This window comes from Alicyclobacillus hesperidum (assembly GCF_900107035.1).
In the GTDB taxonomy this organism is placed as follows: Bacteria; Bacillota; Bacilli; order Alicyclobacillales; family Alicyclobacillaceae; genus Alicyclobacillus; species Alicyclobacillus hesperidum.
Genome location: NZ_FNOJ01000002.1, coordinates 221,691 through 244,631 on the forward strand (window position 1 = coordinate 221,691; position 22,941 = coordinate 244,631).

Annotated in this window: 23 protein-coding genes; 8 read left to right on the forward strand and 15 right to left on the reverse strand. The window is 51.2% G+C overall.

Annotation, left to right across the window (positions count from 1 at the left end):
- The first annotated feature begins 16 nt into the window (after positions 1 to 16).
- Entirely contained in the window at positions 17 to 355 is a 339-nt protein-coding gene (locus tag BLU70_RS02260) for a hypothetical protein (protein WP_074691576.1), read from the forward strand.
- A 157-nt stretch (positions 356 to 512) separates the two neighbouring features.
- On the opposite strand, the gene BLU70_RS02265 is transcribed toward BLU70_RS02260, so the two are convergent.
- Positions 513 to 1,274, reverse strand: coding sequence for a multicopper oxidase domain-containing protein (locus BLU70_RS02265; protein ID WP_176780817.1), 762 nt, complete (start codon positions 1,272 to 1,274; stop codon positions 513 to 515).
- Positions 1,275 to 1,640: 366 nt separating this feature from the next.
- Between BLU70_RS02265 and BLU70_RS02270 the strand changes: the two genes are divergently transcribed.
- The 3 genes from BLU70_RS02270 (at position 1,641) to BLU70_RS02280 (ending at position 4,262) form a co-directional block, all read left to right on the forward strand.
- On the forward strand, positions 1,641 to 2,600 hold the full coding sequence (locus BLU70_RS02270) for a 4-hydroxy-3-methylbut-2-enyl diphosphate reductase (protein WP_040290890.1): 960 nt from the start codon (positions 1,641 to 1,643) through the stop codon (positions 2,598 to 2,600).
- Between the two features lie 91 nt (positions 2,601 to 2,691).
- Entirely contained in the window at positions 2,692 to 2,952 is a 261-nt protein-coding gene (locus BLU70_RS02275) for a DUF2249 domain-containing protein (protein ID WP_006448238.1), read from the forward strand.
- A 35-nt stretch (positions 2,953 to 2,987) separates the two neighbouring features.
- On the forward strand, positions 2,988 to 4,262 hold the full coding sequence (locus BLU70_RS02280) for a hypothetical protein (protein ID WP_074691578.1): 1,275 nt from the start codon (positions 2,988 to 2,990) through the stop codon (positions 4,260 to 4,262).
- 1 nt (position 4,263) lies between these two features.
- On the opposite strand, the gene BLU70_RS02285 is transcribed toward BLU70_RS02280, so the two are convergent.
- From BLU70_RS02285 to BLU70_RS02320, 8 genes are all read right to left on the reverse strand, one after another.
- Positions 4,264 to 5,460 (reverse strand): hypothetical protein, encoded by a 1,197-nt coding sequence (locus BLU70_RS02285; protein WP_074691580.1) that lies wholly within the window; start codon positions 5,458 to 5,460, stop codon positions 4,264 to 4,266.
- A gap of 135 nt (positions 5,461 to 5,595) precedes the next feature.
- Positions 5,596 to 6,255: a Crp/Fnr family transcriptional regulator gene (locus BLU70_RS02290; RefSeq protein ID WP_074691652.1), complete on the reverse strand. Its 660-nt coding sequence runs from the start codon at positions 6,253 to 6,255 to the stop codon at positions 5,596 to 5,598.
- 72 nt (positions 6,256 to 6,327) lie between these two features.
- The gene (locus tag BLU70_RS02295; protein WP_074691582.1) at positions 6,328 to 7,287 is read right to left on the reverse strand and encodes a COX15/CtaA family protein; all 960 of its coding nucleotides are present in this window, start codon (positions 7,285 to 7,287) and stop codon (positions 6,328 to 6,330) included.
- A gap of 122 nt (positions 7,288 to 7,409) precedes the next feature.
- Positions 7,410 to 8,333 carry a heme o synthase gene (locus BLU70_RS02300; RefSeq protein WP_074691584.1) on the reverse strand — a complete coding sequence of 308 codons (924 nt, stop codon included), beginning with the start codon at positions 8,331 to 8,333 and terminating at the stop codon, positions 7,410 to 7,412.
- 93 nt (positions 8,334 to 8,426) lie between these two features.
- A complete protein-coding gene (locus BLU70_RS02305) occupies positions 8,427 to 8,765 on the reverse strand; it encodes a cytochrome o ubiquinol oxidase subunit IV (protein WP_006448232.1) in 339 nt (112 codons plus the stop codon).
- A 1-nt stretch (position 8,766) separates the two neighbouring features.
- Entirely contained in the window at positions 8,767 to 9,405 is a 639-nt protein-coding gene (locus BLU70_RS02310; protein WP_074691586.1) for a cytochrome (ubi)quinol oxidase subunit III, read from the reverse strand.
- The gene (qoxB, locus tag BLU70_RS02315) at positions 9,402 to 11,375 is read right to left on the reverse strand and encodes a cytochrome aa3 quinol oxidase subunit I (protein WP_040290885.1); all 1,974 of its coding nucleotides are present in this window, start codon (positions 11,373 to 11,375) and stop codon (positions 9,402 to 9,404) included. Before qoxB ends, BLU70_RS02310 begins: the two co-directional genes overlap by 4 nt.
- 19 nt (positions 11,376 to 11,394) lie before the next feature.
- Positions 11,395 to 12,423, reverse strand: coding sequence for a ubiquinol oxidase subunit II (locus tag BLU70_RS02320; RefSeq protein WP_006448227.1), 1,029 nt, complete (start codon positions 12,421 to 12,423; stop codon positions 11,395 to 11,397).
- Between the two features lie 427 nt (positions 12,424 to 12,850).
- Between BLU70_RS02320 and BLU70_RS02325 the strand changes: the two genes are divergently transcribed.
- Both BLU70_RS02325 and BLU70_RS02330 read left to right on the forward strand, forming a co-directional pair.
- Complete coding sequence (locus BLU70_RS02325) at positions 12,851 to 13,090, forward strand: indolepyruvate ferredoxin oxidoreductase subunit alpha (protein ID WP_040290884.1); 240 nt, start codon at positions 12,851 to 12,853, stop codon at positions 13,088 to 13,090.
- A gap of 228 nt (positions 13,091 to 13,318) precedes the next feature.
- Entirely contained in the window at positions 13,319 to 13,861 is a 543-nt protein-coding gene (locus BLU70_RS02330) for a hypothetical protein (protein WP_074691588.1), read from the forward strand.
- 74 nt (positions 13,862 to 13,935) lie between these two features.
- On the opposite strand, the gene BLU70_RS02335 is transcribed toward BLU70_RS02330, so the two are convergent.
- Positions 13,936 to 14,610: a response regulator gene (locus tag BLU70_RS02335; RefSeq protein WP_074691590.1), complete on the reverse strand. Its 675-nt coding sequence runs from the start codon at positions 14,608 to 14,610 to the stop codon at positions 13,936 to 13,938.
- Between the two features lie 45 nt (positions 14,611 to 14,655).
- On the reverse strand, positions 14,656 to 15,510 hold the full coding sequence (locus BLU70_RS02340) for a cupredoxin domain-containing protein (RefSeq protein ID WP_143027462.1): 855 nt from the start codon (positions 15,508 to 15,510) through the stop codon (positions 14,656 to 14,658).
- Between the two features lie 299 nt (positions 15,511 to 15,809).
- Between BLU70_RS02340 and BLU70_RS02345 the strand changes: the two genes are divergently transcribed.
- Positions 15,810 to 17,294, forward strand: coding sequence for a PAS domain S-box protein (locus BLU70_RS02345; RefSeq protein ID WP_074691594.1), 1,485 nt, complete (start codon positions 15,810 to 15,812; stop codon positions 17,292 to 17,294).
- 204 nt (positions 17,295 to 17,498) lie between these two features.
- Here BLU70_RS02345 and BLU70_RS02350 read toward each other — a convergent pair whose 3' ends face one another.
- On the reverse strand, positions 17,499 to 18,863 hold the full coding sequence (locus BLU70_RS02350; protein ID WP_074691596.1) for an FAD-binding oxidoreductase: 1,365 nt from the start codon (positions 18,861 to 18,863) through the stop codon (positions 17,499 to 17,501).
- Between the two features lie 164 nt (positions 18,864 to 19,027).
- On the opposite strand from BLU70_RS02350, the gene BLU70_RS02355 reads away from it, so the two are divergent.
- The gene (locus tag BLU70_RS02355) at positions 19,028 to 20,263 is read left to right on the forward strand and encodes an MFS transporter (RefSeq protein ID WP_074691598.1); all 1,236 of its coding nucleotides are present in this window, start codon (positions 19,028 to 19,030) and stop codon (positions 20,261 to 20,263) included.
- Between the two features lie 151 nt (positions 20,264 to 20,414).
- On the opposite strand, the gene BLU70_RS02360 is transcribed toward BLU70_RS02355, so the two are convergent.
- The 3 genes from BLU70_RS02360 to BLU70_RS02370 all read right to left on the reverse strand — a co-directional run.
- A complete protein-coding gene (locus BLU70_RS02360; RefSeq protein ID WP_074691600.1) occupies positions 20,415 to 21,341 on the reverse strand; it encodes a TasA family protein in 927 nt (308 codons plus the stop codon).
- Between the two features lie 119 nt (positions 21,342 to 21,460).
- Entirely contained in the window at positions 21,461 to 22,102 is a 642-nt protein-coding gene (locus tag BLU70_RS02365; protein ID WP_074691602.1) for a TasA family protein, read from the reverse strand.
- 118 nt (positions 22,103 to 22,220) lie between these two features.
- The coding region (locus BLU70_RS02370; RefSeq protein ID WP_244885084.1) for a signal peptidase I at positions 22,221 to 22,941 on the reverse strand (721 nt) is incomplete at its 5' end.

A 22,941-nucleotide genomic window follows, 5' to 3' on the forward strand; every position in this document is an offset into this window, starting at 1 on the left:
GAACAGGAGGGAATATATGGCGGACATCCAACTCATCAATGAACACACCATCCACATATCTGTAGATCTCACTGACGCTATACACATGATCGACGAGGCGTCGCGCAACGTAAAGGCATATGCACACGATATTGTGACCATTTATGAGAAGATGCCTGCCTTCGATTACACAAGCTTTTGCTTCTATGCCTACGATAGCGCCGAGCTTTTCGAGTTCATACTTGGCGTGGATCCTAGAAACTACCGATCCTTTTCTTTGGATGCGCCAGACTCCTTTTTCTTTACTTTATATGGAGGAATGGCGGCACTGTACGATATGGCGAACAAGTGCTTGCACGAAGATCAATTCGCGTGACAGGTTCCGTTCGCTCCTACTGGGAAATCGGCTCCCATCGCATCTTGTTCCGTTGTTATCGGATTTGGAACGAAATGCAATGGGAGCTTTCTGCGAAACCATCGCAGTTCGCAACATGGCTGAGGACGTCAAATGAACCCGAATTCGTTTTCGCGGACTATTGATGTACGACAAACTCGCCCGTCGCACCTTCTTCCATTTGGTTCATGGCGTGCGATACGAACGAGTATTCGCCAGGAGCTGTGAAGAGCAAGTGGATTAGCGCACCATCCCCAGGTGCAACTGTGCATGTCTGCACGCCATATGAGTTGTTCCTGGGGTCCCCGGACTCCTGTACATCTCTCATAATGGCCCCCACAACGTGAAAGGCGGAAAAGTCATTCGGCCCTGCATTCACAAACGCAACCGAAATAGGTTGGTTCACTTTGGCAATGAGCGGATGATCGACATACTTGTTCGCTTCACCGTTAAACACTACATATGTTGGAGTTCCTTTGAAGACTGCGTTGATGTCCAAAGGCTTGTAAAACTCACTTTGTACGATCACGTAATTTGGTGGCATTCCCCCCCGTGGTGTCACGATGATGGCACCATACATTCCCTGAGCGATATGTAGAGCCATCGGTGCACTTTCACAGTGGTACACAAACACGCCCGGTGTCGACGCATCAAATTTAATTGTCTTCGAAGACCCAGGAGGCACATCGGTAAAAGCTTGGTTTGGTGGAATTTGTGCGGCATGAAGATCAATTGAGTGCGCCATGCGTGGATCTAAGTTCACCAAGGTCAGTTTCACATGGTCGCCTTGGCGTAAATAAAGCACAGGGCCAGGGACCGTACCGTCAAACGTCCATGCAGGAAACTGTACCCCGGGTGCGATGGTAACCTTGGTCTCTTCAGTGTACATTGTGATTGACACGCAGCTCCCATTGCGTATAACCAGAGCACGTTTTGGCTTTTGATCTATGCCATCTATGGCCAGCGATGATTCCGGCGTACGTTGGCTATCCTGATTTCCCCGGAGATCCGGAGTATGCGTTTTTGCATGTGGCGCAAGGCATCCTGTTGCAGCGACCAACAAAGAAGCCCCAATACTCATGACCGCCCAAAGCCTCGAACTCTTAAGTCGGTGCGGCATAACATCCCCCCTTCTACCATGTTAGCCTGCCTCCCTTTCCCGGCCTGTGACCCAAGTCACGAACCCTCTATGTGATCCGGCACACATCCCGCTGTGTGGACTTCTGTCATTCTGAATACGCAGCAAATGAAAAGGGGGGCGAACACGATGCGCGTCATTCGCATTACACCACGAGGGTATTGCCACGGGGTTGTCGGGGCTATGAACATTGTCCAAACCGCTATCGACAATTCCTCGCTACCTCGCCCAATTTACATCGTAGGGATGATCGTTCACAACCGCCATGTCGTGGATGCCTTTGATCGTGAGGGCGTCATAACCCTGGACGGTGGAACGCGTGCGCAACTTCTGGATGAGGTAACGAGTGGTACTGTGATTTTTACCGCTCATGGCGTTTCGCCACAGGTTCGCAAACGTGCAGCGGAACGGGGCTTACACGTGATTGATGCCACATGCCCCGACGTAGAACGTACGCATGAGTTGATTCGGGATCGCCTCGCAAACGGATATGAAGTGATTTATATCGGCTGCAAAGGCCACCCAGAGCCAGAAGGGGCAGTAGGGATCGACCCCAAACATGTACATCTCATTGAAACGCCGGCTGATTTGGAAGCACTGCACATCGACTCGGAAAACATTGCGGTGACCAATCAAACGACTCTAAGCCAGTGGGATACGGCACTACTGATAGAGCAAGTCAAGCGTCGCTTTCCGACGGCCGAAGTGTATAACGAAATCTGCATGGCTACACAACTGCGCCAACAAGCTGTTGCCGATCTCGCAGGTCAGGCAGACCTATGCATCGTTGTTGGTGATACGCGCAGCAACAACTCAAATCGCTTAGCGCAGGTGGCCAAGGAAATTGCTCAAATCCCTGCGCATCTCGTCTCCGACGTGACACAGATCCGGCCTGACTGGTTGCGTGGTGTGCGAACCGTTGCTGTGACATCAGGAGCCTCAACCCCGAGTGCGATCACTCGAATGGTCATTGAATACCTGGATCAATTCGATGAAAACGATACGTCGACATGGCAGCCGCAGCGCTCGGTTCGAGATGCGCAAATACTGCCGAAACCACGTCGCTCGGCGCGAATACACAACGCTTGATTCTAAATCACACTGTGCCGTAGCTGCGGGATTCGTACACGACGGCGCATCGTGACGAAAAAGGAACAATAGTGAGGAAAGGAAGAATTGCATGGATATTGCTGAACAACTGGTGGTGCATCGCAGCGGTGCAGTCTTGAGCATAGATGCGCGTGAAGCCATTCGCAAGGGATTTCATCCTAGACATGAAATTCTTCAGATGGTAGATGAGGCCCCCGTCGGGACACTATGTGAAATCCACACGCCGCATCGACCTGGGCCGCTTATTTCAGCCATTCAAGGCATGGGATTAAATGTCGTGACTATAGAAGTGGAACCTGGGCACTGGCGGCTACGCGCGATGAAGATGTGACACTTGATGAGTAAAAACAAGGAGTCCGATACGGAATGCGTGATGCAATCCCGACAAAAAAGCGTCTTTCAGCTACGGTGTACTACCTCCTCACAGGTCTGTGTCTGGGTTGGCCCAGCTTGGCTTCACTCGGTGTCCTATTGCCAGACTGGCGGCGCGGCGAGGTGATATTCCCCTTGTCGCTCGCTGCCATCCACTTGTTCATACTAGGTTCTATGCTCACCGTTGCATTTGGTGTCCTGTTTCAGGTAATACCCATTGCCTTTCAGGCTCCACCCATACCGCGCCATGTTCTGTGCTGGCATCTCCCTATACATGTGGCTTCGGTTGCTTCCATGACGGCTGGATTTATCACCTCAAGCTTTACCATTGTCGCAGTAGGTGGAGCTGTTCTATTCGCAAACACTACCTTATACTTCGCCTTCATCGGTCATCATTATGTTCGGGCACGTAACAAGACGCTCGTGCACCGAATCCTAAGTCTCCCTGTATCGGTCTTATGGTTCGTCATGCTGCTCGGCCTGTTCCAGGCGACCTTTCCAAACAAGGTATTTCCGGGTGTTTTGTTGACACATATCATACTCGGTGGTTTAGCATTTTGGGGCGGTCTCGTGATGGTCTTGTCATACAAGTTGGTACCGATGTTCGTCATTAGCCATGGTTGTCGGGTGTCCCTAGCTGGCACCGCCTCATTCTATTACAGTGGCGTGTTGCTCTGGATTGTCTCAACTTGGTATTCAGTAGGAAACACAGCATACGTGTTGAGAGACGTCGGTACAGCGGCTCTGCTTATTGGCTTGATATGTTATACACGCGATATGCTTCGGATCGTCATCGTGCGGAAAAAAAGAAGAATTGCCTTCCCCATATATGAAGCCCTGGCTGCAATGGCATTGTGTATCGTGGGTGAACTGGGCATTGCGATGTCAACCCTTGTTTCCTTACATTCACTGCTGTTTGTCTCCATCTACGTTTTCGGCTTTGGCGGACTCGTGGCTCTCATGTACGCATATATGCAGAAAATCGTCCCCTTTCTGTGGTTTGAATATCGATTCAGCAAACGCCCAGAAAGGAAGACTGCGCCTCTCATCGATGATATGGTGCCGCGGCGAACGGCCCTGACCAGTATGCTATTCTATTTTGGGGGCACGATCGTCGGCGCCATCGCGCTCACGGTGGGGAAGGGTAGCATGGTTAGCTTGGCCTCTTGGGTAAGCGATCTCGCGATGACCGGTGGAAGCATGCTTTTGTTCTTGTCCCTACGCCATGTACTGACAATCGGCGGCAAAAGACCGGACGACCATCTGTGACTCATGCCTTCTGGCTCCGCACAAGGGCAAACACCCAGATTAAGATGAAACCTAAGGCGCCACCCCATGCCAAAGAGCCACCGGCGGCGAGAAGCGGAAACGTATGACCTGGAAACCCAAATTGTAACCCGCCAAAGGCCACCACCATCAGCAAAGAACCCAGAATGGAACAGCTGATTTGGGCCAAAGAGATGACATGCCCAGGCGGTTGCCGGCGCAAGAGATGAGGAAAGAGCATATAGCCAATGCCATACACAAGATTCGTAGCAAAACCAAGAAATAGAAGATGCAACGCCAATAAAGAAAAGGGGTTTACGCCACAGATCAACGCAACTCCAAGTGTCACGCAGAATGTCCAGGCAGCTATCCAAGCGATGCGGCTCGCTCTCGGCGGGTACACACCTGTCATTGTTGGTTTGCATACGAGAGATGCAAGCAGATACATAGCTCCGTATATGACAATGACAGCTCCTAGGATGCGACTTGCGATGTGTGAAATGACCTCGTCAAAGAATTCACCTGCCACGCCACAAACGATAGCGGCAACCCAAATGTGCTGCAAGCTATTGGCGAGCCTTCCACCCAAACGAACTTTCATAAAGCGCGGAAAAAGATGAAGCGATACAGCGAAAATGGCACCACCAATCCAACCATAGTACACCAAGAATTCGCTTGCCGGTGTGGTAGGCATTGTGGTACTAGGGCTGCGAATGACGGATCCAATCATCCATCCTGTCCCTACCAAGAAGAGCATCAGCGAAATGTCTGTTCCTCTTTGCCCAATGCGATCCGTGCCCTGAAATTGTGGTGAACGGCTCAACGAAGCCAGCACAGGTGTAAGGCTTGTATACTGCTCTCCCTTGTCGACTCGCTCCGACATACTACGTAACCGCTCGCGCGCAGCGACTGACAGTAGAATATTTGCAAGAAAAATGACTGGCGCCACACATTGCAACGTGAGACCTAGCACAAGGCCCAATCTCCAGCCATAGAGTACTCCGCAAACCGTCAGCGCGATCGCCAGTTCGGCACATGCCACGTGGATCCACCCCACCCAGGCTTTGGGCGGGCGAAGGCCTGCAGATATCGCGAGCACTGCGTACGTCATCCCGTAGATGAGCATGGTAAGCCATCCAAACGGGTTGATTTCGGCATGAATCATCCCAATTCGCGCCCACGATAGCGGCTGAACAGCCATCCATCCCCCTAGACTGGCACCGACAAGGAAGTTCGCAAAAGCTAGGCCCACAAATACCCTCGACAATCTACCGGTAGGACTCTCCGTGTAGGCTTTCATGTGTCGACCATTCATCTCCCGCCATGCAGCCCTTCGTTACAATCTTTCGATGTTGAATATCCATTCATCCCGCTGGCCGCTGAGCACACCTTCGCGTCGCAACTGGTTCCATATGCGATTGACCGACTCGCGTGTCATGCCAATCATGTTCGCCATTTCTCCGTGCGTGATGGGCAGCTTTACATGAATCCCGTCTGCATGCGGCTCCCCATATTCTTCGGCGAAGTGTCGAAGCAGTGCGATCACGCGATCATGTGAATCGTAGGATGCCAATTCCTGCAGCTTGGACTGTAGCAAGAGAATTCGCTCACCCATCACTCGCATCACTTTGCGTGCAATTTCGGGCTTTTCCGTCAATAACTGATCGAATGGGCGGCAACGAATGGACAAGAGAATACTTGACTCCATCGCCTCTGCGGTGGCGGGATACGGGGTGTCTTGAAAAAAACCGACATGCGGGAACATACTGCCACGGCCAAGAATATTGATGATATGCTCTCGTCCTTCGTCGTCTACCTTGAACGTCTTAATCAAACCACGGCGAATAAAATAGACAGCTTCCCGCTCTTGCCCTTCCATGAAAACGTAATCGCCCCGTTGATAGTGGTGCTCAACCGTAAGTTGATAGACGTGTGCCAACTCTTCCGCTGTCAAGTCCTTAAACAGTGAAATCTGCCTTAAGAGTTCCGCAGACATCGACACCAAAGCATCCCTCCTGATGATGCAGTATGGCCAAAGCCAAGAGTCCAAATATCCTATAATCTGACCCTAACTGATCCGAATCAAGGCTCCACGGTCTTGATGTCGCCGTAGATGGCGCTCTTGTAGCATCGTCCAGCCCAGATAACACTGCGTTGCAAATAGCAAAGAGACGTTCGTCACATGCAATAAAAATGCAATCTCCGAGAGGTGCGTCTCGATGAGAAGCCACCCGAAAAAGGCTTGCAAACAGACAAGCACAAAGGCCGCACAGCTTAAATTCCACTGTCGTCGATGCGAATGTCGATGGCGCCATGACTGATAGACTAACACTGCCATCCAAATGACATAACCCAGCGCGATCGAACGATGCAAAATGTCAATCCATAGCGCTGCCCCCGCAACTGCAAAGGATTCCGTCGGGATCGGGAATCCATGGAAGAAAGATCCATATCCCGTGCTTGCAACATAAGCCCCGACGTAAATGGCTCCGTACCCGTAAGGGACGGACCACCAAACAAGCCGAGAGAAGGTTCTCGCCCAGCGTTCGCTTTCCTGCTGGTTTCGGTCCATCCACCTGCCACCCGCGACGCCCGTTGAGTCGAAACGTCTGCAATCTGCCTGACCGATGACGCCTGTAATCAAGACCATGGCGACGAACGTGATCAAGGCGATGCCCATATGCGCTGCCATCACGGCGGGCGGATTGACAAACAATACGGCAAGAGCACCCAGTGCCCCTTCCAATACGACACCAAGCAATGCAAGGCCAAGTAGAATGCGCACGCTCACAATCTGTCGATATGAACGCCATGCAGCCACGGTAAAGCCAATCAGTACCCCTCCACCCAAGAGCACGCTCAACCGATGAAAGTACTCGATAAACGTGGCACGGGTCCAAACAGAGGGAATGATCTGCCCATTGCACAAAGGCCAGTTGCGTCCACACCCCATCGCAGAGCCCGTAATGGTATCCGTAAAACCAAGTGTATTCACGATAAAGATAAGGACGAGTGTAATCACGGACATCCAGTATATCCTAGAGTGCTTCCGCGGCGAATTTTTTGCACTGCGCCGATGCTCTGTTTCCATAGGCGATCACGTCCTTCACGTCACTCGAACGGAAACGTTTTTACAAGGTGTTTATGACATTACACAAGTGCACAAATGGCCATGATTGTGAAGATTGCCGGAAGATATAAGAGCGAAGCAAAGAAAGTGCGCTTAGCCCATGCGCATTTTGTATCAGGTTCGGCAAGTAGGCGCACGTTGACACAAAGGAAAGCAAGCCCCAGTACACTCGCCGCTACAAGATAAAGCAACTTCGCGTGCATCACGGGGGTTAAAGCCAATGACGCCGCGAACAATGCAACTGCATACGCCACCATCTGAAACTTTGTCGAGCGTGCGCCTTTGATAACAGGCATCATCGGCACACCTGCCCGCGTATAATCCTCGTTCTTGTACAGCGCCAGACCCCAGAAATGGGAAGGTGTCCACAGAAGGATCACTGCAAACATGAGCCACGCCATTGCACTCAAGTGTCCCGTGATCACAGCCCAGCCAGCCAACGGTGGGAAAGCCCCTGCCCCCCCGCCGATCACGATATTCTGCGGTGTGCGCCGCTTAAGAAGCATGGTATATATAACGGCGTAGTATACATAGCCCGCTCCTGCCAAAGCTGCAGAAATCCAGTTCACGGTAAGCGCGAGTAGTAGTATGGATAGAACGCCCAAACCCAATCCAAATATCAGTGCCTTGCGCGGAGTCATCATACCGGCTGGGAGCGGTCGTTTCGATGTGCGCGTCATGATGGCATCGATATCGCGGTCGTACCACATATTGATGGCGGCTGCCCCGCCAGCAGACAAACCTAACCCCAAGAGTCCAAGGATGGCCTTAGACACTGACGGGACACCGTGTCCAGCCACGATCATTGCGGCAAAAGCAGTGAATAGCAGAAGTACGGCAATACGTGGTTTGGTCAACGTTAGATAGGCCTTTGCAACGCTGACCGCACGGGCTACCTTGGATACATCCATTTTTGAAGCTTGATTTGCATGGGAGATACTCATAACCTCCCCACCTTTCCATTCAATTGGTAAGCCCTCTGTTGTTTTGAGGAAACCAGCCGCTTTCGCGCACCAGTTTCCCCATATGGTGTCCTGTTACGAAACTTGCGCCATGAATGCTGGAAAGCCCATAATCCAGACTGACATCAACGCGATCGCGAATGTGAAAATGAGCCCTAAGATTAAAAACAACGCGTGAAACGGCGGGCCGTCTCCCTCTGTAATGTGCATGAAGAAGTACAACTGAACGACAATTTGAAGTCCGGCCAAGATCGTGAGAACGACAATCAATGGTCCAACGCGCATGGTATGCGTGAGTGCCAGGCCAAACGCTATAGCTGTGAGAATCAAGGAACTGAGATAGCCGACAATATACTGAGTGGCTTTGTGCTTTTTGTGCCCCGGCTCCCGGGTGACGCCGCCGTGCACCGCCATGTTACATCACCCTCCCTGACAAATAGACGACCGTAAAAATGAACACCCAAACCACATCAAGAAAGTGCCAGTACAGATTCACCACGAATACCTTGCGCGCTGTAATCGGTGTAATACCCCTTTTTGCGACCTGCAAAAGCGTCAAGAACATCCACACGAGCCCTACGGTGACGTGGCTGCCGTGCGTCCCAACCAAGGTGAAAAAGGCGGACAAAAATGCACTTCGCTCCCACGTTGCACCGGAAGCAACGTCGCCGATGAATTCGTGGACCTCCAATCCGATAAAGGCGAGACCAAGGGCGATGGTAACAGCAAACCAGGAAACCAGAGCCTTTTTGTTTCCATTACGCATCGCGAGTGTCGACAGTCCGCCAGTAAAGCTACTTGTCAAAAGGAAAAAGGTCTCAAGAGTAAACCCTGGAATATCAAAGATAGACCGGGCCGTTGGCCCACCGTCCGTGTGTGTGCGAACCACCAAATAGGTCGCAAATAAGCAACCAAACAACAGCATGTCGGTCGCGAGAAACAACCAGAAACCAAGAATTTTGACAGACTGGTTTGGATCTCTGTACTCCAGAGGCTTGTCACTCGACGTAACCCCGGAATGACCGCCGTAGATTGCATCTGGCATTGCCATCATCCCAACCTCCCGAGTGTAGCTTCTGTTTCAACGACTTCGTGCACTGGAATGTGATAATCGTCGTTGTATTCCAACGCGCGGGCAATCAAGCAGGCGACCACGCCCGCAAGCCCAAGGAACCCTAACCACATTGAGTCAAAGACAAATCCGAAACCTGCTACGAAGAAAGCAAGACCCATGAAGAACGGACGCGCTGAATTTTTCGGCATGTGAATCGGCTTGATGTCCTCTGCCTTTGGTTTGAGTTCATCGGTTCTACCCTGTTCCTTGAGCTCCCACCAGACGTCACGGCTCGTAACGGTCGGGATGACGGCAAAGTTGTAATGTGGAGCCGGCGACGGAAGTGACCACTCAAGCGTACGGCCATCCCACGGATCGCCAGTCAAGTCCCGCTCGCCGTACTTCACGCTGTAAAGGACCTGAATCACGATGAATACAAAACCAATAGCCATGATGTACGCGCCAATCGTCGAAATCAGGTTCAGCGTGTTCCATCCCATGTCCGCCGGATAGGTATACATGCGCCGCTGCATACCCATGAAACCAAGTGCGTATTGTGGCATAAAGCAAACGTAGAAACCGATGTTGAAGAACCAGAACGCCCAACGACCGAGCCTTTCGTCCAGTTTGAATCCGAACATCTTTGGCCACCAATAGTACATGCCAGCCAACATTCCAAAGACGACACCACCAATCAATACCTGGTGGAAGTGTGCGATGAGGAAGTAGCTGTTGTGATATTGGTAGTCAGCTGGTGCTGCGGCAAGCATGATCCCTGTCGCCCCGCCAATCGCGAAGCACGGTACGAAGGCAATCGTCCACAACATGGGCAAAGTCATGCGTATCCGACCACGATACATGGTGAATAGCCAGTTAAACACTTTGACACCCGTCGGTATACCCACGAGCATCGACGCGACTGCGAAAAAGGTATTGACATCGGCACCAGCGCCCATCGTAAAGAAGTGGTGGGCCCAGACAAAGTAACTGATGACACTGATCAGCATGAGCGATGCCACCATAGAGCTGTAGCCAAAAATCCGTTTACGTGCGAACGTTGCCACAACCTCGGAATACACGCCAAACGCCGGCAACACGACGATATAGACTTCCGGATGTCCCCAGACCCAGAACAAGTTGACGAACATCATCGGATTCCCACCATGCAGGATGGTAAAGAAGTGCGTGCCGAAGATGCGGTCAAGTGTCAACAAGGCAATCGCAATCGCCAAAGCCGGAAACGCAAAGATGATGACGACGCAAGCTGCTACGGTTGACCACGTAAAGAGAGGCATGTGCATCAACTTCATGCCAGGTGCACGCATCTTAAAAATCGTCGCCAGGAAGTTGATTCCGGTCGCAATACTGCCGATACCCGTGATCTGCAAGGCAAGCAAGTAATAGTTTTCGCCCGGCCCTGGATCAAACCCTAGTTCCGACAAAGGAGGATAACTGACCCAACTTGCGTCCGGCGAACCACCGAAAACAAAACTCAGGTTGAAAAGCATGGCAGCAAAGAAGAACAACCAGAACGAGATAGCATTCAAGTATGGGAACGCCACATCGCGCGCGCCAATCTGCAGTGGCACGACAATGTTAAAAAGCGCAAAGATAAACGGCATGGCCATAAATAGAATCATGATGGTGCCGTGGGTCGTAAAAATCTGATCGTAGTGTTCGGCGGACAAAAAGTGATTGTTGGGTATGGCCAACTGTGTACGCAACAGTTCGGCATCTGCACCACCACGGAACAGCATCAACAATGCACAAATCAGGTACATAATACCGATCTTTTTATGGTCGACCGTCGTGATCCACTCTCGCCACAACCATTTCCACTTGTGAAAATACGTCAAGACGAACACGATCCCGATGGAAACCAGCAGAATCGCTACGTCGGAGCCCCAAATCATCGGGCCCTCTTTCCACATCAGATATTTGTCAGCAAACTGCATAAAACCTGATGGCATCTGCCACACTCCCTTCCGCTCACTTCTGTGAAGAGCTCGTGCCTGTAGCGGACATCGCGCTCATGTTGGTCATATTGCTCATACCTGACATACTGTCGCCCGAGCCGACTCCCGTAGAGTTTGTATGGATCCCTGCTTTGAGCGGAGAACCAGTCTGGTTCATCATGTTCGGCATATACTGCCCACCATCCGCCCAAATCGTGCCGTTAAACAATCCTGGTGGGAACGAGCTATACGACTTTGTTCCAATCACGCTCGGCTCTTTGAGCTGAGCGTAGCCAGCTTTCGTCAAAGCCGGAGAACTTGCTTTGACCTGTTTCACCCAAGCTTCAAAGTTGCTATCCGATGTTGCAATCACGTTGAAGTCCATGTGAGCAAAACCAGCTCCGGTAAAGTTGGCGCCATGCCCATAATAGGTTCCAGCCTTATCGGCCTCGAGCCAGAGGCGCATCGCCATGCCCGGCATCGTGTACTCTTGCCCACCTAGTTGCGGAACCCAGAATGAATTCATAGGTGCATCAGATGTCAACTCAAATTGAATCGGTACACCTGTTGGAATTTCGGCGTAATTCACGGTTGCGATACCCTGCCCGGGATACTGGAACAACCATTTCCAATCAAGTGATGTCACCTGAATGGTGATGGGTGTGACATCCGCTGACTCAGCAGGCGGCTTGGTCAGAGCGAAGGTCGTTTTAGCGGTAAATGCGCCAAGAACCCCTACAATAACGATTGGAATTCCCCACCACACGACCTCAAGCCCTTTACTCTCTGACCATTTCGGCGTATACGGTGCGGTGTTTCCCGGCTTATCACGGTACCGCCAAACAATGTAGAATAGCAGGATGAGAACTGGGATAATGACAATGCCCACGAGGATCGCAGACATCACAATAAGATGCAACTCTTCTCGCCCCACAGGCCCGGCCGGATCAAGCACCATGTACTGACGGCCGCAGCCAGTCGCAAAGAGCACCAACAGGGCCGCACTTAAAAATGTGAGGCTTTTTGCTCGGCGTGGACTGTGCCCCGTTTTCAATCTGTTCACTCCTTCGTGTCCGAGGCTGATTCTCGTTACCTGGAATCGGCAAGTAGAGTCTTACAGCCTCCTAGTTTCCCTCGACGCCTGAAGGGTAGCACCCGACGCGTTTCGACATGTGTGCGAAATATCACACCCTGACAGCGCCGCGAGATGGTGTTCACAAACTGTTCTCGTTTGCCTTCTACACGCCCCTTAGCGAGGGGACGGCTCCAGCTTACCCCCGGTACACCGTTGCCTGAAGGCATAAGCGAACTAATTCCATTCATCCTTTTCTTCCATAGGAACGTGATCCGTTTGGACTAGTGCGATGTGCCTAACGAAGAAACGACTGGGCCCAGGTGCTCCATATCTCAAATCGTGACAGATCTCACAGAAGCTCGCGATGAAGCGTCGTAAGCTGTGATGGCTTCCTGAAGCGAAAGGAGGAAGATCATTGGCATTTGTCATTACATCGCCGTGCATTGGTGAAAAAGCTGCAGATTGTGTCGAAGCCTGTCCGGTCGATGCCATCCATGACGCCGGTGAAACCTACTTGATTGACCCGGACGTTTGCATTGACTGTGGCGCCTGTGAACCCGTGTGTCCTGTCTCGGCCATTTTTCAGGAAGACAGCGTGCCGGATGAGGAACAACCGTGGATTGCCATCAACAGAGACTTTTTTCGCAACCGTTGAAGAGAAGATGGAAGCAAACCAGGGCTACTCCCCACAGTGGGAGTAGCCCCTTTAGGCTGTATGCAATTGGCAGATGCGCTGACGTAACTAGTACAAAAGGGTCGTGCGGTTTGCAAGCAGTCTTGCTATAGTGGGGGAAGCCAATTTCAATTTAGAGTAGATTTCGTTCCAATCAGCGATACAGCGCCTACGGGAAAGTCGGTGGTTCTCGTGAAATGGAGTCATTCATTGCATGCTATACAGTTTTGGCTCGCCAAAACGGACCGTGCCGTCGTACACACCATCGATAGCCACACCAATCTCGCGACAGCCGTTGTCGTGTTAAGCCTTTGTGTGTGGGGAATAGTTACGCATCACTTGAGCTTCGCGATCGCCATTATAGGTGTCGGCGCTATTGCGTTTACTTTAGGGGCGACACTATCTTTATTCGTCTCCGTGGTTCTAACCATCTTAAGCGTCAAAACAGGACATGAGTTCAACGCGACGCTGACAACGGCGCTCTTCGAATTCGTCGGCTATCTGCTTGTGGCCCGTCTGGGTTTTAAGCATCGTCAGGAACAAAACGTCCTGCAGAAAAGGGGGCAGACTGCCATGACTCACCGCGATCAAGTCATGCCTTGGCACGTATCCAACGACATTCGAACCTCGTTGGCGGCGGTACGGTTTTTGCTTTTCCCAATTCGAGATGAACAAAACCACCATTCTGTCGATGAGGCCATGAATGAACTTTCTAGATTGGAAAAGTTGTTTGAAGAAATGGAAAAGAAATAGTCGCCATAAATAGGCGCCTACTCAAAGAGTAGCCGCCACACCTGCAAAAAATTCACCCATTAACCCTGTACCTTTTATTCGGGTCTTTCTTCGCTCGTGTACCCTTCCCGCAGCGCATACGCAGCGGCTTGTACGCGATTGCTTAGATGCAACTTTTCGAGAATGCTCCGCACATGATTGCGCACCGTATTCTCACTAATATATAAGGCTTTTGCGATCTCGCGGTTGGTGGCGCCTGTACTCAGTTTGCGCAACACCTCAAGTTCACGCTCCGTTAAAGCATCTACTTCCGGTTTCACCTGCGCTTTCTGTGGCGATGAGAACTCGGTAATAATATGCATGGCCAAGTCGCTCGGTATGACTGGCTCGCCTGCGTATACGCGCTGGATACTTTCGATGACTGCCACAGGACTCGCATTTTTCAATACATATCCAGACGCGCCACTCTTAATTGCATCGAACAGTGATTCCTCCGCACTTGATACCGTTAAGATCAGAATTCTGATATGTGGAAATTTCTCCTTAATCATACGCGTAGCTTCAAGGCCACTACAAACAGGCATGTTAATATCCATTAATACGACGTCGGGCTGCTGGGTCGCGCACAACTCGAGTGCTACCTGGCCGTTTTCAGCCTGACCTACAACCTCAATTTCAGGAACCCCCCCAAGGATTGCACTTACACCTTGGCGGAATAGCTCGTGATCGTCGACAAGTAACACGCGAATCGGGTCTGTCCGCTCTGACATCCACATACACCTCACAATCGTTCGCTAAATTCCACCAGCGGCCTATCATGATGTCACGGAAATATCCCCCATCATATACCCATTATGCATCATGGCCCATCCACCAGCTCCGGTATCACATGCAATGATACAACTCCACGGAAACGTACCGGTCTTGTTTGGCGTAAATGTGAACGTCGTTTCGGAGGGTGTGCCCGCCCCGCTTGCGCCCGTGAATACCTCGTTAATACCAAGGCCGGGATCGGTCAGACTGTGGCTACCTGTATCGAAATTCTCGACAGTTACCTGTACGGGAATGCCCTTTTGCACAGTAAAATCTGCGGGCGAATAGGAATCGTGCAACTTGCCATCCGCGGCCGCATAGTGAAGCCCGTCCTTAATGGCAAGATAAATATATTGTTTGTTCTGATAGGGCACCACGTGCATAATCCCTTCCATAAACCCTTGGTGATTCAATGCCCAGCGATCGAGGTGGCCATCAACCGAGGCTGTACACCGCCATGAAAAAGCCCCCTCCGTTGTTGGCGTAAAGGTAATAGTGGAAATCACAGGAACGCCTTGCCTCGGTGCCGCCGCAATGTGTAGTCGCAATCCAAGCATGGTATTCACAAGTGTGTATTGATTGGCACTGTAATTGTATACACTCAACTTGACCGGCACGCCCTTTACGACCGTAAAATTGGGATTCGTAACCGTATCATGCAGCTTTCCATCTGCACCCAAGCGTGAACCGGGCAATACCGTTAAGGCAACAGTTTGCATGCTCAGTTTGGTTGTCGTATTCGTTGTCGACCCTGAATTCGAAACGGCAGGTGCATTTGGGCTCGCCGGCCCAGCTGTGCCACACCCCGCAACACCCATAACAAGAAGAGCAGCGGCAACCCACGCAGTTCTCCTCATTGACTGGTCCCTCCAAATCATTAAAATCCGTGTATGTCTAGGTTTCCATGAGTAGTCAAGCGAAAACTCCCTGCAAGATCACATTACGCGCGAGTTAGCCATCTGCGTAGACAAGAATGAGCCATCTTCGTAGAAACACCCGTAGTCTTAACCGACCCGTCATCTAGTCCGGATGGACTATACCATATAGTTCAAGTGGGTGGGACTGCAATATATGTCGTGTTATAGTGTTTGAGGATGTCTGAAATCAATCCAACTCATTTTACAGATAAAGCTCGGTTACGCATGGGGGTGAGGTCATGCTGAAAGAGTCTCTGCAGTCACTGGAGTTGATTGTGAAACGATTGACCGACCTGAACACTGCACTCGACAAGGCCTTAATTGTAGCCATCACAGATGTTCGCGGCGACATTACGTTTGCCAACACAAAGTTCTGTGAGATCTCCAAATACAGCCGCGAAGAATTGCTCGGCCAAAATCACCGAATTATTAACTCCGGTTATCACTCAAAGGAATTCTTTAGAGATATGTGGAGAACCATCGCAAATGGACGCATTTGGACTGGAGAGGTTAAGAATCGAGCGAAAGACGGCTCATTTTATTGGATGGACACCATCATCGTTCCCTTACTCAATGAGTCAGGAAAACCATATCAGTATGTGTCCTTCCGCAACGACATCACAGCCCGAAAACTTGAGGAAGAGAAAATAGACGTACTCATCAAGACCATGCCAGACGTGGTCATCTTTCAAGACGGTACCGGACGTTGGTTGCTGGCGAACGCGGCAGCCATCGATTTATTCCAACTGAACAAGGATACCTACCAAGGCTTGCAAACAGACGAGATCGTCAAACAAGATTCGGTTCGTTCTACGTGGCTCCACAAGTTTAACGCAACGAATGAGAGTGTGTGGGAACTAGCTCGCTCTGTGCGCGAAGAGATTTTGCTTGAACAAGCCAACGGAGTGCCCATGACGTTTGAAGTCACGAAAGCGCCCGTCTTTCACAGCGATGGCCAACGCAGCGGACTCATTCTGATTGGCAGAGACGTCACCCGGCGGCACCAGGCAGAGGAAGCCTTGCGCAGATCCGAAACCATCGCAGCCATCGGTCAACTTGCCTCTGGCATTGCGCATGAAATACGAAATCCACTGGCAGGAATCAAATGGGCAATGGAATCGTTGCGTAGCAAATACCCAGACAGCCTGGATCAGCTAAACATGATCATGGATGAATTGGACAGGATCGACAGTATCGTCGGGGAGCTACTCACGCTGGCAAAGCCACATGAGGCACAACATGGCTATGTACACATTCACGACGTGCTACAAGGCGTCATCACGCTAATGACCGGTAATGCGCGGAAGAACAACGTGTCGATTCAATTCGTTGTGCCTGACACATTGCCACGCATTCATTGTGACCCGCATCAACTGAAGCAGGTTTTCATCAACTTGCTGAAAAACGCGATTGAGGCCATGCCAGATGGCGGCACCGTCCGCATCGAAGGCCTGGATGATCCACGTGCTCGTCGTATCGTGGTTCGTCTAACAGATGAAGGAACAGGCATCCCTGAGCACTTATTGCAGCGCCTGGGACAACCGTTTATATCCACAAAGGAGAAGGGAACAGGCCTGGGCCTGATGGTTACGAAGAAAATCGTTCAGGATCATCACGGAGCCTTGACGTTTAGAAAGAACGATCCGCGTGGGACCATAGCTGAAGTCGAACTCCCGTACGATTGGTTGCACACTGCCCCCAGCACGGTACCCTTAGGTGAATAGCCGACAAAGTAACCTGATCTTGTCGCGCTTCCCGCCGCTCCATGGGCAACGCGTGTTCAAGGGAGCAGACAATGCTTATTTGCCATAACGGTTGCGTCAGACGCGGTCTACATGAGACACGGCGGGCGTATAAAATAACCCTTGTTCGCCTGACGCAACCCTTGTGTACGCAATCCTTTTGCCACTCGTTCAGAGTCAGTCTTGCTAATCGACAAGTTTGCCAGGATTAAAAATGCCCAAAGGATCGAGCATGCGCTTGATATTCTGCATAATCGCAAGAGCCGGCCCATGCTCCGCCTCTTGGTACGCGCGCTTGCCAAGGCCTACACCATGTTCGCCTGTACAAGTACCGCCGACCGACAGAGCAAACTCCACCACATGGTGCGAAAATTCTTCGGCCCGCCGCAAATCCTCCGAATCGTCGGTATCTACCATGACGCCAACGTGGAAGTTGCCGTCTCCCACATGCCCGATGATCCCGCCGCGAATTTGCAAGCGCTCCATCCAAGTCTCCGCGATCGCGATGGCCTCTGGTAACTGTGAAATCGGAACACAAACGTCGGTGCTCATGTGAAACAGACCGGGGTATGAGCGCATCAGCGCATAGGCCGCGTTGTGCCGGGCCGTCCACAACTGACGCCGATCCTCCTCTGACTGAACGGCTCGAAACTGCGCACATCCCTCGTCGCGGAGGATTGCCTTCACCAACTCCGTATCCGCTTGTACGCTGGCTTCAGAGCCAGAGAGTTCAAGGAACAATGTCGGTGTTTCTGCATATTGCGTACCTAGCTGCTTGTTGATAACTTCCATATACTGTCGGCTGACCAATTCACATCGCGTTAGAAGGAGTCCAGCGCCAAGCAAGGTACAGACCGCCTGAACCGCTTTCTGGACAGTCGAAAATTCTGCAGCAGCCGCCACCGTCCGCTCAGGAATGCCATAGAGCCGCAACCAAAGCTTGCTGAAGATGCCCAAGGTTCCTTCTGAACCCACAAACAATTCGGTTAGATGATAGCCCGAACTCGACTTTGCCGCGAGCGATCCCGTTTGGATCACGCGCCCATCGGCCAAGACGACCTCGATGGATCGAACATTATCCTTCATCGCGCCATAGCGCACGGCGGTTGTGCCGCTCGCATTTGTCGCTGCCATTCCGCCAATGGTTGCATTGGCCCCCGGATCGACCGGGAAGAACAGTGCGTATGGACGCAAGGCATCATTGAGCGCCTGCCGCGTAACACCTGGTTCCACGCAGACCAGGAAATCGTTCGGACGTATCTCAAGAATGCGATTCATTCGCGTAACATCGAGTGAAATGCCGCCATGGACAGGAATAACATGGCCCTCCAATCCAGAGCCAGCCCCAAACGGTACAATGGGAACCTGATTTTGCTTTGCAAATTCAACCGTTTGACAGATATCCGCAAGCGATTCTGCGAAGACGACAACGTCTGGCAAATGCTCTGGATGATAGGATTCGTCTCGCGCATGGCTACGCCTGATGCTCTCGCCCCAGCTTACCTTGTCCACACCTAACACAGCCTGCAGGGCCTTCCAATCTGCAGTCATCGCCTCTCACGCCTCTCTTTGACCTCACATTCACACGACTTCGCACACGCACAGCGAGTTTCCAAGACGCTTGTTCATGGAACAAGTCTGGAATGCCTACCTCCTAAATATAATAGTGCATGAATGGGAATATTACGTATTCATTCTTAGCAGAGGTGATAGGCATGGAGCATAGTGCAACGCTGGAACCAGCGGACCAAACGCGCACTCCGTATCTGAAAGCGCTTATTTCAATTGCGTTCGTATGGGCATTTGATGCTATGGATTTCTCCATTTTGACCTTTGTCCTCATCGATATCATTCACGACTATCGCGTCCCACTAACACTTGCCGCCGCAGTCTCGTCAGCAACGACATTCGCTCGACTGGGCGGCGGGTTTCTTGGTGGAATACTGGGTGACGCCAAAGGTCGGAAAATCAGCCTTATCATATCCATTGTTTGGTTCAGTGTGTTCGAATGTTTGACAGGTTTTTCGATTGGATTCTCACTATTGTTTGTGGTACGCATTCTCTATGGCCTCGGCATGGGTGCCATGTATGCGAATGGGACACCTATGTTGATGGAAATGATGCCAGCCAAGTGGCGTGGCCTGGCTTCTGGGCTCATGCAATCCGGTTTCTCATTTGGTTATATTTTTGCGGCCATCCTCTACCGTCTCTGGTACAACGATCTTGGCTGGCATGATTTATTCTTCATCGCCTGCATCCCTGCCGTCCTTGTCGCCATCTATATTGGGCGGGCTCTGCCTGAGTCAACGCGGTGGCAAACGATGCGAGTTAAACGTGGCAAGCGCGCACCCGCGACAGCTCTATTTGGAAAGGGCCGACGCTGGAACACCATCCATGCGACGCTGATCGCTATCATCGCATTCAGTGTCACCTACCCCATTAACACCTTCTATGCAACCCTGCTCAAAGAAGACGGGCACTTTTCGACATCCGTCGTCGCCAACACCATTATCATCCTGAACGTGGCCGGTATCCTCGGCAATCTTTTGGGCGGCTGGATCTCGGACTACATCGGGCGGCGGTGGACGCTGGTCGTATCTGCCGTTGGAACCGCCGCTAGCTCGTTTGTCTTCTTGCATATTGCCAATCAGGCCGATCGCGATGTATTCACGTTTCTTGTCGGCTTTTTCTCCATTGGTGGCGTGTGGTCTGTCATCCCGACATACTTAGCAGAACACTGTTCCACGCAAGTGCGATCGACGGGTCAAGGAACAACCTATCATATCGGTGCAGCGCTTGGCGGTGCCATCGTCCCACTCATCGTCTCTTCGCTAGCATCCTCGGTAGGCGGACTTGCTGCGGCTATGACGTATTCCGTCGCGATCGCTTCCGTGCTCATACTCATCTTGGCTTTTGTCTGGCGTGAATCCAAAGGTGAGACGTTGGAGTGAACTTTCTCAAAGGGGATGGATAAAACTCCACCACTGACATCGTTCGCTTGTGATAAACCATGCCACGATTCAACCATGTTTTGTACCACATCCACAGACGCCACCACCGCACCCCCCTAGATGTGATGGCGTCTGCACGGGCGAGACATCGTCAGTGATTGTTTCGATACTGAGACCAACTGGTACCAAAGTTAAAATATGCAGACAACCCCTGCATTGAGTTGGGATCCACGCCCTGGGGCGGCTCCTTGTCAAACTGAACCGTGAAAGCCAGCAAAGAAGAGGAACCTGGATTGATCACATCACTGAAATTCGGAATGGAACTCACACTCACAGGTCCGTTGACCAGATTGATGAGTGGTTCACTGATAATCTGTTGCACTTGTACGGAATCGGCCGTGACCCGTTGCCCGTTTCGGACTGCTGAAATGTCGTTGATATCTTGCAGCAGACCATGATTCACATACGTGAGTAAACTTTGGAATGCACTCTGTGTCATACCAAGGCTCGCAGTCGGGTTCAATCTTAACCATGCCTGATACAACTGATTGATGCAATCCACGGCTTCTTCTATGTTTGTTGCATTCCCCCCTGGTGCAAAATCGTCTGGATCAAATAGTGGTTGAATCCCGGATGGATTGACCGCTACAACCTTCCATATAATCACATTTGCTTGGTTGGCAAAGAGAAGATCATGCTTATAGTCTACCGTGTCTGCAGATGTTGAACTCAGTGGATTGCCATTCGGATCGGCTGGTGTTGCTGTGAGCGTGGTGAGTTGACCTGCAAGACTCCCATTGTTTTCAAGAAACAACCCGCGCGTATTTTGATCTCCAGGCGCCCACACGCCCGTAGGTATCACACCTGACATGAAAGTGTTGGAACTCGAATAAAACATCGGCCCCATCTGTGGAACGTCATCTCGTTCTGGCGTAATTTGAAGCGTACCAGCCGTAAATGTATTACCGGTTTTGGCGGCATGGGCGTTAAACATCGCATATGTCCCGTAGCCCACAAGTCCTGTCATGGACAACAGCCCTGCTGCTGAGGCTGCGGCCAGCTTGACTTTAACGTTCATCGAATCTCTCCTCTAACTCGATTACAAATGAATGGGAATCACCGTTGCAAGAACAGGCCAAGGGTCGAACATGCGTACACCCCTGGCCTGTTCATTCATGCTTTCACGAATGCGTCAGGTTACGACCAAGAATCAGGCGTTGTCGAGTTGTTTGAATTCGTGCTGTTGTTCTTCACTTGAACGGCTTGCAGATTAAAGGTTGCAACACCCGACGCACCTTGGTAATCATTACCTGCCGCCTTCGGGAAGTTGTAAGAGACAACCACGGTATCGGTCTGATTCGCCGGCAACTTCCACGAGATAGCGGGTGTATTGCCCGTGTCACCACCGACCGGTACGGTGTACTGCGCCAAAGCCGAACCCGACGTGGTTGTTCCACTATACACACTCACCGTCAACGTCAACGGATTGTTATCGGTCGAGCCAGCATTATCGGATGCCGTTTGGTTTACAAAAATATTAGGTGCACTTCCATTCGCCTGCTCCACGGTGCTCAAACCAACGTACTCATCCAGGTTTCCTGTGTTGCTAACCGTAAATGAGTCCTGGCCTTGATCTCCAGGTGCCATTTGCGTAAAGCTCAACGATGTGGATTGTGCTGTTTGCCATTTGCTCAGGTTAAGATTCAAATTACCTGCCGTGAACGTGTTACCGGTGTTGCTTGCTTGCGCTGTGAACATTGCAAACGATCCGCCTGCAATCATCGCAGCCCCTGCTGCCGAAGTCGCCATCGCCATTGCCAATTTCGTTTTCAGACCCATTGAGATATTCCTCCCAGAATTTTGTTCCCTAAATCTTAGGGTATATATTTGAACCACCCTGTACGCCCTTCACCCCACAGGTTCACGGCAAAGATGGGTTCAAACCAATGTGAATGCGTTACACCTGCATGCCTTCCGAAGATGATTCAGGATTGGCATCTGACTTCTTGGGACCTTGGAGCCTGAGAATCTCCTTGAACAAGCTGACCAACGTACTGATAATCAATAACGCACCAGGAAGAATAATCAGTAAGCCAATGCCAAGCTTTGTTTTCACAAAGTTTAGGTAATACCCTAGATAAGGGATTGTGATATTGTCGTATTGGGCAACGACATTCGAGGCTGGAACCAAATTCGGGTCGGGAGCGTTGTTTGCATCTCCCTTCGTTTGGAACTCCAACTGACCATCCTTGTGGACGATTGCGTGAATTCTATGGGTGATAATCAATTGACCATGGTCTGCACTATAGCCAGGAAACTCGTTTTCGGGAGCCTTAAACGTGATCACATCGCCAACCTTAAGTTGATTGACATCAACATGTGGTTTATCGAAGATAATGGAGCCGACATGAATGCCAGGTTCCATGGATCCAGAAAGAACCTCATACCATTCGAGGCCAAACATTCTCGGAGCCCCATTGTTACTAAGCCTTGTCGAAACGGCAGCGTACATGGTGAGTACAAGGAATATTCCGAGTACGACCGTGATCAAGTTACTGCCAAACTTTACGATCCTTTTCATGTCGAAAGCAGCTCCTTCATGGATCCAAATCAATTTAGAAGAGTCGCATTGCCATTCCCGGCTGCATTGCCATTCCCGGTTGCATTGCCATTCCCGG

Bases quoted from the DNA above. Each gene is read 5' to 3' on its own strand.
- BLU70_RS02260 (WP_074691576.1), top strand. From the start codon at position 17: ATGGCGGACATCCAACTCATCAATGAACACACCATCCACATATCTGTA.
- BLU70_RS02270 (WP_040290890.1), top strand. From the start codon at position 1,641: ATGCGCGTCATTCGCATTACACCACGAGGGTATTGCCACGGGGTTGTC.
- BLU70_RS02275 (WP_006448238.1), top strand. From the start codon at position 2,692: ATGGATATTGCTGAACAACTGGTGGTGCATCGCAGCGGTGCAGTCTTG.
- BLU70_RS02280 (WP_074691578.1), top strand. From the start codon at position 2,988: ATGCGTGATGCAATCCCGACAAAAAAGCGTCTTTCAGCTACGGTGTAC.
- BLU70_RS02285 (WP_074691580.1), bottom strand. From the start codon at position 5,460: ATGGCTGTTCAGCCGCTATCGTGGGCGCGAATTGGGATGATTCATGCC.
- BLU70_RS02290 (WP_074691652.1), bottom strand. From the start codon at position 6,255: ATGTCTGCGGAACTCTTAAGGCAGATTTCACTGTTTAAGGACTTGACA.
- BLU70_RS02295 (WP_074691582.1), bottom strand. From the start codon at position 7,287: ATGTCCGTGATTACACTCGTCCTTATCTTTATCGTGAATACACTTGGT.
- BLU70_RS02300 (WP_074691584.1), bottom strand. From the start codon at position 8,333: ATGAGTATCTCCCATGCAAATCAAGCTTCAAAAATGGATGTATCCAAG.
- BLU70_RS02305 (WP_006448232.1), bottom strand. From the start codon at position 8,765: ATGGCGGTGCACGGCGGCGTCACCCGGGAGCCGGGGCACAAAAAGCAC.
- BLU70_RS02310 (WP_074691586.1), bottom strand. From the start codon at position 9,405: ATGATGGCAATGCCAGATGCAATCTACGGCGGTCATTCCGGGGTTACG.
- qoxB (WP_040290885.1), bottom strand. From the start codon at position 11,375: ATGCCATCAGGTTTTATGCAGTTTGCTGACAAATATCTGATGTGGAAA.
- BLU70_RS02335 (WP_074691590.1), bottom strand. From the start codon at position 14,610: ATGTCAGAGCGGACAGACCCGATTCGCGTGTTACTTGTCGACGATCAC.
- BLU70_RS02340 (WP_143027462.1), bottom strand. From the start codon at position 15,510: ATGAGGAGAACTGCGTGGGTTGCCGCTGCTCTTCTTGTTATGGGTGTT.
- BLU70_RS02345 (WP_074691594.1), top strand. From the start codon at position 15,810: ATGCTGAAAGAGTCTCTGCAGTCACTGGAGTTGATTGTGAAACGATTG.
- BLU70_RS02350 (WP_074691596.1), bottom strand. From the start codon at position 18,863: ATGACTGCAGATTGGAAGGCCCTGCAGGCTGTGTTAGGTGTGGACAAG.
- BLU70_RS02355 (WP_074691598.1), top strand. From the start codon at position 19,028: ATGGAGCATAGTGCAACGCTGGAACCAGCGGACCAAACGCGCACTCCG.
- BLU70_RS02360 (WP_074691600.1), bottom strand. From the start codon at position 21,341: ATGAACGTTAAAGTCAAGCTGGCCGCAGCCTCAGCAGCAGGGCTGTTG.
- BLU70_RS02365 (WP_074691602.1), bottom strand. From the start codon at position 22,102: ATGGGTCTGAAAACGAAATTGGCAATGGCGATGGCGACTTCGGCAGCA.